The 8,175-nt window shown below is 69.3% G+C and carries 8 protein-coding genes; 4 read left to right on the top strand and 4 right to left on the bottom strand.

Annotated features, from left to right (window positions below):
- Positions 1-84: 84 nt before the first annotated feature.
- Entirely contained in the window at positions 85-2,361 is a 2,277-nt protein-coding gene (locus WH07_RS20365) for a transglycosylase domain-containing protein (protein ID WP_046501869.1), read from the bottom strand.
- Positions 2,362-2,757: 396 nt separating this feature from the next.
- Here WH07_RS20365 and WH07_RS20360 point away from each other — a divergent pair, with 396 nt between their 5' ends.
- On the top strand, positions 2,758-3,102 hold the full coding sequence (locus WH07_RS20360) for a WhiB family transcriptional regulator (protein ID WP_030353248.1): 345 nt from the start codon (positions 2,758-2,760) through the stop codon (positions 3,100-3,102).
- A 415-nt stretch (positions 3,103-3,517) separates the two neighbouring features.
- Here the strand turns inward: WH07_RS20360 and WH07_RS20355 are convergent, their stop codons facing one another.
- From WH07_RS20355 to WH07_RS20350, 3 genes are all read right to left on the bottom strand, one after another.
- Positions 3,518-4,870 carry an ArsA family ATPase gene (locus tag WH07_RS20355; protein WP_046501865.1) on the bottom strand — a complete coding sequence of 451 codons (1,353 nt, stop codon included), beginning with the start codon at positions 4,868-4,870 and terminating at the stop codon, positions 3,518-3,520.
- Positions 4,867-5,049: a hypothetical protein gene (locus WH07_RS39875; protein ID WP_157877393.1), complete on the bottom strand. Its 183-nt coding sequence runs from the start codon at positions 5,047-5,049 to the stop codon at positions 4,867-4,869. Before WH07_RS39875 ends, WH07_RS20355 begins: the two co-directional genes overlap by 4 nt.
- A 167-nt stretch (positions 5,050-5,216) precedes the next feature.
- A complete protein-coding gene (locus tag WH07_RS20350; RefSeq protein ID WP_046501863.1) occupies positions 5,217-6,182 on the bottom strand; it encodes an ArsA family ATPase in 966 nt (321 codons plus the stop codon).
- Between the two features lie 72 nt (positions 6,183-6,254).
- Between WH07_RS20350 and WH07_RS38950 the strand changes: the two genes are divergently transcribed.
- The 3 genes from WH07_RS38950 to WH07_RS20340 form a co-directional block, all read left to right on the top strand.
- Entirely contained in the window at positions 6,255-6,416 is a 162-nt protein-coding gene (locus WH07_RS38950; RefSeq protein WP_093601778.1) for a DUF4177 domain-containing protein, read from the top strand.
- The gene (locus WH07_RS20345) at positions 6,413-6,886 is read left to right on the top strand and encodes a RidA family protein (RefSeq protein WP_046501860.1); all 474 of its coding nucleotides are present in this window, start codon (positions 6,413-6,415) and stop codon (positions 6,884-6,886) included. Before WH07_RS38950 ends, WH07_RS20345 begins: the two co-directional genes overlap by 4 nt.
- Before the next feature lie 330 nt (positions 6,887-7,216).
- Positions 7,217-8,175, top strand: a 959-nt coding sequence (locus tag WH07_RS20340; protein WP_046501858.1) for an NUDIX hydrolase, incomplete at its 3' end; no start/stop codon positions are given.

Raw genomic sequence — 8,175 nt, 5'->3', positions numbered from 1 at the left:
CCCCCAAGCCCCCACCCCCAAGCAAAAGCGCCCGGTCCGTGATCCCTCACCGACCGGGCGCCTCGCGCCTGCTGTACAGCTCGCCTACGGGAAGTTCCCGCCGCCGTCCTGGCCGCCGTTCCCGTTGCCGCCGCCGTTGCGGCCACCGCCACTGATCAGTCCCGGCTGCGGGCCCCCGGGAAAGACCGGGTCCTCGCCCCCGTTGCCGCCCCCAGGTCCGCCGTTCTGACCGCCGTTGTCCTGGCCGCCGTTGTCCTGACCCGCGTTGTCGTTGCCCGGCTTGTTCGGGTCCTCGTCCCGGCCCTTCGGCGCGTCCGGGATACTCACCTCGGTGAAGCCGAGAGCCGGCCGCCCGTCCAGCGCGCCCGACATGGCGTCCTTCCAGATCGGCCCCGGAACCTCGCCACCGAAGACCTTCTCGTGCCACTCACCGCCGATGGTGATGTCGACCATCTTCTTCGAGTGCCGCGGGTCCCCGACCCATACCGCGCCCGACATGTTGGGCGTGTAGCCCACGAACCAGGCCGCGTACCGGAAGTCCGTCGTACCGGTCTTGCCCGCGCTCGGCCGGCTGCCGAGGCCCGCTTCCTGACCCGTACCGTCCTCCACCACGCCCTTCAGCAGCGTGTTGACGGTGTCCGCGGTCGTCTCGGACATCGCGCGGTCGCACTTCGTCTTCGGCACCGGCATCGGCTTCTTGTTGGGGCCGGTGATCGACTCGATGGCGACCGGGGTGCAGTACATGCCCCGGCTGGCGAAGGTGGCGTACGCCGAGGCCATCGTCAGCGGCGAGACCTCCTGCGTGCCCAGCGTGATCGAGGGGACCTGCTGGATCTTCTTCCCGTCGGCCCGCTTGACGCCCATCTTGTCCGCCAGCTCGGTCACCGGGCAGACGCCGATCTGGCTGATCAGCTCGACGTAGTACGTGTTGACCGACTTGGCGGTCGCTTCCTTCATCCCGTAAGGACCGACCTCGGACTCGTTCTCGTTCTCGACCGGGACGTCCCGGTCGGTCCAGGGGCCGTCGCAGGTCTGCACCGGCGTCGGGTACGTCATCTTGTACGGGGCCGGGTACGTCTGCGTCGCCGGAATGCCCCGCTCCAGCGCGGCCGCCGCGACGATCGGCTTGAAGGTCGACCCCGGCTGGTAGCCCGCGCCGCCGCCCATCTTCTGGTCGACGGACAGATTGATCTGCGTCTCGTTCTTCCCGAAGCCGTACGGCCTCGACTGGCCCATCGCCATGATCTTGCCGGTCCCCGGCTCGACGATGGTCAGCGCCGTCGCGACCGCGTCGCTCTGGAAGACATGGTCCTTGATCGAGTTCTGCGCCGAGTTCTGCGCCTGCGGGTCCAGGGTCGTACGGATCGTCAGCCCGCCCTGGTTCCAGACCTTGGCGCGCTCCTCGCGGTCCTTGCCGAAGACCGGATCGGTGAGGAAGACCGAGCGTACGTAGTCGCAGAAGAAGCCCGCGCCGCTGACAGCCGTGATGCAGCCGTTCTTGGGGCGGCTCACATTGAGCTTGATCGGCGTGGCCTTGGCGCGGTCCGCCTCCGACTGGGAGATGTCACGGACGTCGGCCATCCGCTGGAGCACGGTGTTGCGCCGCTTGGTGGCCTCCTCCTCGTCGTTCACCGGGTCGTACCGGCTCGGCGACTGGACGATGCCCGCGAGCAGCGCCGCCTCCTCCAGCTTCAGATCCTTGGCGGCCTTGGAGAAGTAGCGCTGGGCGGCGGCCTCGACGCCGTACGCCTGCTGCCCGAAGAAGGTGATGTTCAGATAGTTCTCCAGGATCTTCTTCTTGCCCAGCTCCTCCTCGACCTGGATCGCGTACTTCAGCTCCTGGATCTTGCGGCCCAGGGTCTGCTGGGTGGCGGCGGCGACCTTCTCCGGGTCGTCGCCCGCCTCTTCGACGAAGACGTTCTTCACGTACTGCTGGGTCAGGGTGGACGCGCCCTCGGAGACGCCGCCCGACTGCGCGTTGCGGTTGACCGCACGCAGCACGCCCTTGAGGTCGATGGCCCCGTGTTCGTAGAAGCGCGAGTCCTCGATCGCGACGATCGCTTTCTGCATGTACGGGGAGATGTCCTTGAGCGGTACGACAGTACGGTCGCGCGAGTAGACCGTGGCGATACGGCCGCCCTGCGAGTCCAGGATCGTGGTCCGCTGGCTCAGCGGCGGGGTCTTGAGGTTGGCGGGAATCTCGTCGAATCCCTCGACGGTTCCCTTGGCTGCGAGCCCCAGCGCGCCGAAGGCCGGCAGAGCGATTCCTGCCAGGACCGCTCCCGCGAGCACGCTGACACCGAGGAATTTGGCGGCCTGCTGGGTCCCGGTCAGACCCCCGCCCGAGCGCTTCTTTGGCATGAGGGCAGCCTACGTTCTCATTCGCCGGACACGCGTCAAGGCTCTGGCCTAAGCTGTGCTCAACTGTCACAGCAGAGTGGTTGCGCATCAAGCCTCCGACATGAACTTCCGGTGAACCCGAAACGCGGGAAGCGATGTCCGGTACGCCCCGGCCTGTAGCCGGGTGCCCGTTGTGACTCAAGCGAAGTGTCCGGCTATGTCGGATAAGCCGGTTATGCCCCGGGGTCACTCCCCTGGGTGATCTGCCGCGTACGCATAGTCCGTTCGGGCCATTCAAGATTGGGCCCGAAGGGGGTGTTGCGCTGTGCCCGCCTTCCGTAACGTCCTCAACTGGCAGCGGTGAATATGCCGCTGCCGCCGTGGGGGAGCCTCAATTCGGGAGAGGACGGCGCCAGCATGGGCTGGGTAACCGACTGGAGTGCGCAGGCAGCTTGCCGCACTACCGATCCAGATGAACTGTTCGTGCAGGGTGCGGCGCAGAACAGGGCCAAGGCGGTGTGCACCGGATGCCCGGTGCGTACGGAATGCCTGGCCGACGCGCTGGACAATCGCGTCGAATTCGGCGTGTGGGGTGGAATGACCGAGCGGGAGCGCCGCGCACTGCTGCGCAGGCGACCGACCGTCACCTCGTGGCGCCGGCTGCTCGAGACCGCGCGCACGGAGTACGAACGCAGCGCGGGCCTGCTGCCCGTGGGCTTGGAGGATGACGAGACGTACGAGACGTACGCCGCCGTCGGGTAGCCGCCGAGCGGCGGCCGGTCCGACCGGATGATGCCGACCCGCAGGTCAGCAGGCCAACAACGCCGGCGGGTGGGGCGAGTGCGGTCCGGTGACGATGTGGTGCAGGGGGCGGTCGAACCGTACGGCCGAAACGGTTCTCCCTGGCTGACCAAGAACTCGGCCGACCAAGGACTCAGCCGACCATCCGGTTGGCCAAGAGACCCTGTCAGCCAAGAGACCCGGTTGGCCGAGAGACTTAGCTGACCAAACGACTCGGCCGAACAGGAGACCAGCCGAGCAAGAGGCCCCTTCTTGTCGCTTCTTGCGCCTGTTGTCGCAGGAGGCTCGTCTCGTCATTCGTAATTCGTACGCGTACAAGCACGTCCAAGGCTGTCGCGGCTCGATCAGCCGCGTCGCCCCTACGACGCCTCGCCGCTCAGGTCGTAGCACGACCGTCGGCGAGACGATCGCCGACGGCCCTGAGCCCTGCGAGGTCGTGAACATCGCCCGGCAGGGCGGCCACTTCGGCCACCGCCACCTCGGGATGCAGTGCGGTGAAGCGGTCGCGCGTCCGCCGCTCACGCGCGAGGACCTGCATACGCTCGGCGTGCAGGTGCAGCAGACCCGCGGTCAGTTGTTCCACAGTTGTGACAGAGCGTGCGTCAGAAGCCTGCGCGAACGTGGGATTCGACGCGGGCGCGGCGGGGTCGGGCGAGGCGTGATCTTCGGGGGATTCTGCGGCTGCGGCGGCTTCCGTGGCCTCGTACGTCCCGGAGGCTTCGGGAGAAGAGCCGTCCGGGGCAGCACCGCCACGCTCAACAGCCTTCCCAGCCTCCTGATCCACAATGCGGCCGTCCTCAAGATTTTCTGCCGCGGCCCTTGCCCGCTCGGCCGACAGCCGGGCGGCGCCGCTGCCATGGACCCGGTTGAGGACCAGCCCGGCCAGGGGCATCTCCTCGGCCGCCAGCCGCTCCACGAAGTACGCGGCCTCCCGCAGCGCGTCCCGCTCCGGAGCCGCGACCACCAGAAAGGCCGTGCCCGGCGCCTGGAGCAGTCGGTACGTGGCGTCCGCGCGCGTGCGGAAACCGCCGAACATCGTGTCCATGGCCGTCACGAACGTCTGCACATCGCGCAGGAACTGACCGCCCAGCAGCTTGCCGAGCGTCCCCGTCATCATCGACATACCGACATTCAGGAACTTCATCCCGGCCCGCCCGCCCATCTTCGCGGGCGCCATCAGCAGCCGGATGAACTTCCCGTCGAGAAAGGACCCGAGCCGCTTCGGCGCGTCCAGGAAGTCCAGCGCCGAGCGTGACGGCGGCGTGTCGACGATGATCAGGTCCCACTCGTCGCGGGCCCGCAACTGCCCCAGTTTCTCCATCGCCATGTACTCCTGTGTGCCCGCGAAGCCGGCCGACAGGGACTGGTAGAAGGGGTTCTCCAGAATCGCCCGCGCCCGGTCCTTGTCGGCGTGCGCCTCGACGATCTCGTCGAAGGTCCGCTTCATGTCGAGCATCATGGCGTGCAGTTCGCCGGGGCCCTCCACGCCCTTCACCTGGCGCGGGGTGTTGTTGAGCGAGTCGATCCCCATGGACTGGGCCAGCCGGCGGGCCGGGTCGATGGTGAGGACGACCGCCTTCCGGCCGCGCTCCGCCGCTCGTACGCCCAGAGCCGCCGCGGTCGTCGTCTTGCCGACACCGCCGGAACCGCAGCACACGATGATGCGGGTGGCCGGGTCGTCGAGGAGCGGATCGATGGCGAGCGGGGCGGCAGCCGGGTGCAGGGTCATGCGAGGACCTCCCGGTCCTTCGGGTCCAGGGGCAGATGGGCCAGGTGTACGTCGTACGACAGGAGCAGGCGGTGCGACACGGGTACGCGGCGCGACGCGGTTATGCGGTACGACGCGCGTACGCGGTACGCCACGAGTACGTGCGCCAGAGGTAGGCGCGACAGGGGTACGTGGGACATCGTGCGGGAGTGGCACGTACGGCGGCGGGAGCGGCGGGAAGGGCGCGTACGGAGGCGGGAGCCGCTGGAGCCGGGCGTACGGCCGGACGTACGGAGCGGATCTCCCCTACGTCCGTCGCAGGCAGCGCCGTCGGCGCCGGAACCGCGGCCGGCCCAGGAACCCGGGCTCACGAGAAGGCCTTCCCCAGGCTCCGCAGCTCCGCCGCCAGCCGGTACAGACCCGCGAGGTCCATTCCCTCCCCGATCAGCGGCAGTTCGTACGTGGGCAGCCCGAGCTTCGCCAGTACGCCCCGCTGCTCGCGCTCCAGCTCCACCCGCTGTGCGTGCTCCGCGGCCTGTTCGAGCAGCGGCCCGACCAGCTTGGTCGGCGCGCTGAGCCCGGCGGCCGCGAGCGTCTTCGCGACCTCCTTGCGGCGGTCGCCCGCGGCGGCCCGGACGGCGGCCTCGTCGAGGAGATGCGGACGCACCATGTTCACGATCACCTTGCCGACGGGCAGCTCCGCGCCCTTCAGCTCGGTGATGCCGTCCGCGGTCTCCTGGACCGGCATCTCCTCCAGCAGCGTGACGAGATGCACCGCCGTCTCCGGCGACTTCAGGACCCGCATGACCGCCTGCGCCTGATTGTGTATGGGGCCGATCTTCGCCAGCCCCGCCACCTCGTCGTTCACATTCAGAAAACGGGTGATACGACCGGTCGGCGGCGCGTCCATCACCACGTAGTCATAAGTGAAACGTCCCTGCCGGTCCCGGCGCCGTACCGCCTCGCACGCCTTCCCGGTCAGCAGCACGTCCCTGACGCCGGGCGCGATCGTCGTGGCGAAGTCGATCGCGCCGATCTTCTTCAGCGCCCGGCCCGCGCTGCCGAGCTTGTAGAACATCTGGAGATAGTCGAGCAGGGCGCGCTCGGCGTCGATGGCCAGCGCGTACACCTCGCCGCCGCCCGAAGCGACGGCGATCTTCCGCTCCTCGTACGGAAGGGCCTCCGTCTCGAAGAGCTGCGCGATCCCCTGTCTGCCCTCGACCTCGACGAGGAGGGTGCGCTTGCCCTCGGTCGCGAGGGCGAGCGCGAGGGCGGCGGCGACCGTCGTCTTACCGGTACCGCCCTTGCCGCTGACGACCTGGAACCTGCTCACGTATTCGAGCCTAACCAGTGGGGCCGCGGGCTACGCACGAGGCCGCCACGCGGGGCGGCTACAGTCGGGCCCATGACCAAGTGGGAATACGCGACCGTGCCCCTTCTCGTGCACGCGACCAAGCAGATTCTGGACACCTGGGGCGAGGACGGCTGGGAGCTCGTCCAGGTCGTTCCCGGGCCGAACAACCCCGAGCAGCTCGTGGCCTATCTGAAGCGGGAGAAGACAGCGTGAGCGGAGCCGTCGAGACGGCCCTCGCCGGACTGGGCCTGAAGCTGCCCGAGGTCGTACCGCCCCTGGCCGCCTATCAGCCCGCCGTCAGGACGGGTACGTACGTCTACACCTCGGGGCAGCTCCCGATGGTGGAGGGCAAGCTTCCGGTCACCGGCAAGGTGGGCGCCGAGGTCAGTCCTGAAGAGGCCGTCGAACTCGCCCGTACCTGCGCGCTCAACGCGCTCGCCGCGGTCAAGTCGGTCATCGGCGACCTGGACCGTATCGCCCGCGTGGTCAAGGTCCTGGGCTTTGTCGCGTCGGCCCCCGGCTTCACCGGGCAGCCGGCCGTCCTGAACGGTGCGAGCGAACTGCTCGGGCAGGTCCTCGGTGAGCGTGGCGTGCACGCGCGCAGCGCCGTGGGCGTGGCGGTGCTGCCGCTGGACGCTCCGGTCGAGGTCGAGATCCAGGTCGAGCTGATCCCGGAGGACTGATTTCACCCGGGTTTGTTCCCGGGTGTCTTCCCGGGTTCCTCCTGGGCTCCTCTTGGGTTCCTTCCGGGTTCCTGCTCGACGGTGGTTCCGCTCGGTACGCGCGCGGTACGACGCGACGCGTACCGGGCGGCTGTCTTTCCTGGGGCTGCTGGGGCTGCTGAGGCTGCTGAGGCGGGCGGCCCGGGCACGGCCGGGGCAGCCGGCTCTGCCGGGCACGGGTGTCAGACGGGTGTCTTACGGCATGAGCATGAGCGCTTCACCGAGCATGAGTTGCCCCACTGCGCCTGAGTTCCCCTCGAACCTCACCGCCCCAGCGCATAGCATCCGGCCATGCCGAATGGTCAGTGGTACCCGCCCGAATGGCCGAAGCGGATCCGCGCCCTCGCCGCCGGTGAGATCACTCCGGCGGAGCCCCGGCGGGCCGCGACGGTGATGCTCCTGCGCGACGGATTGCCCGGCTCGACGGGTACGGACACGGGTCCCGGCGGTGCCGGCCCCTACGTACATATGCTGCGCCGCCGCGCCTCCATGGCCTTCGCCGCGGGCGCGTACGCGTACCCCGGCGGCGGAGTCGATCCCAGGGACGACGACCGGCTCGTACGGTGGGCGGGGCCAGCCCGTGACGTATGGGCGCGCCGGCTCGGCGTCGACGCCGCCTCGGCGCAGGCCATCGTGTGCGCGGCGGTACGGGAGACCTACGAGGAGGCCGGAGTCCTCCTGGCGGGCGAGTCCGCAGAGACGGTCGTGAGCGACACCACGGGCGACGACTGGGAGGCCGACCGGGCCGCCGTGGCCGCCCACGAACTGTCCTTCGCGGAGTTCCTGGACCGGCGCGGGCTGGTGCTGCGCAGCGACCTGCTGGGCGCGTGGGCCCGCTGGATCACACCGGAATTCGAACCGCGCCGCTACGACACCTGGTTCTTCGTGGCCGTGCTCCCGGCCGGGCAGCGTACGAGGAACGCCTCCACGGAGGCCGACCGTACGGTGTGGATCCGACCGGCCGAGGCGACACGGGCGTACGACAGGGGTGAGCTGCTGATGATGCCGCCGACCGTCGCGATGCTGCGTCAGCTCCAGTCGTACGGTTCGGCCGCCGAGGCGCTCGCCGGGGCCGGCGGCCGGGACATGGCGCCGGTGCTGGCGACGGCGCGGCTGGAGGGCGAGGAACTGGTACTGAGCTGGCCGGGACACGACGAGTTCACCAAGCGCGTGGACCCGGCGGGACCGGCCGGGCCCGCTGGATCTGCCGCGTCTGCTTCGGAACCGGTGGAGGGGGCGGGGACCGGGCC

Source organism: Streptomyces odonnellii (assembly GCF_000981895.1).
Taxonomy (GTDB): Bacteria; Actinomycetota; Actinomycetes; order Streptomycetales; family Streptomycetaceae; genus Streptomyces; species Streptomyces odonnellii.
The sequence above is the reverse complement of the archived record's forward strand: the minus strand, read 5'-3'. Positions and strand labels throughout refer to the sequence as shown.

What these genes read in the sequence shown, in the direction of transcription:
- WH07_RS20355 (WP_046501865.1), bottom strand. Translation starts at nt 4,870, where the DNA reads ATGACCCTGCACCCGGCTGCCGCCCCGCTCGCCATCGATCCGCTCCTC.
- WH07_RS20365 (WP_046501869.1), bottom strand. Translation starts at nt 2,361, where the DNA reads ATGCCAAAGAAGCGCTCGGGCGGGGGTCTGACCGGGACCCAGCAGGCC.
- WH07_RS38950 (WP_093601778.1), top strand. Translation starts at nt 6,255, where the DNA reads ATGACCAAGTGGGAATACGCGACCGTGCCCCTTCTCGTGCACGCGACC.
- WH07_RS20360 (WP_030353248.1), top strand. Translation starts at nt 2,758, where the DNA reads ATGGGCTGGGTAACCGACTGGAGTGCGCAGGCAGCTTGCCGCACTACC.
- WH07_RS39875 (WP_157877393.1), bottom strand. Translation starts at nt 5,049, where the DNA reads ATGTCCCACGTACCCCTGTCGCGCCTACCTCTGGCGCACGTACTCGTG.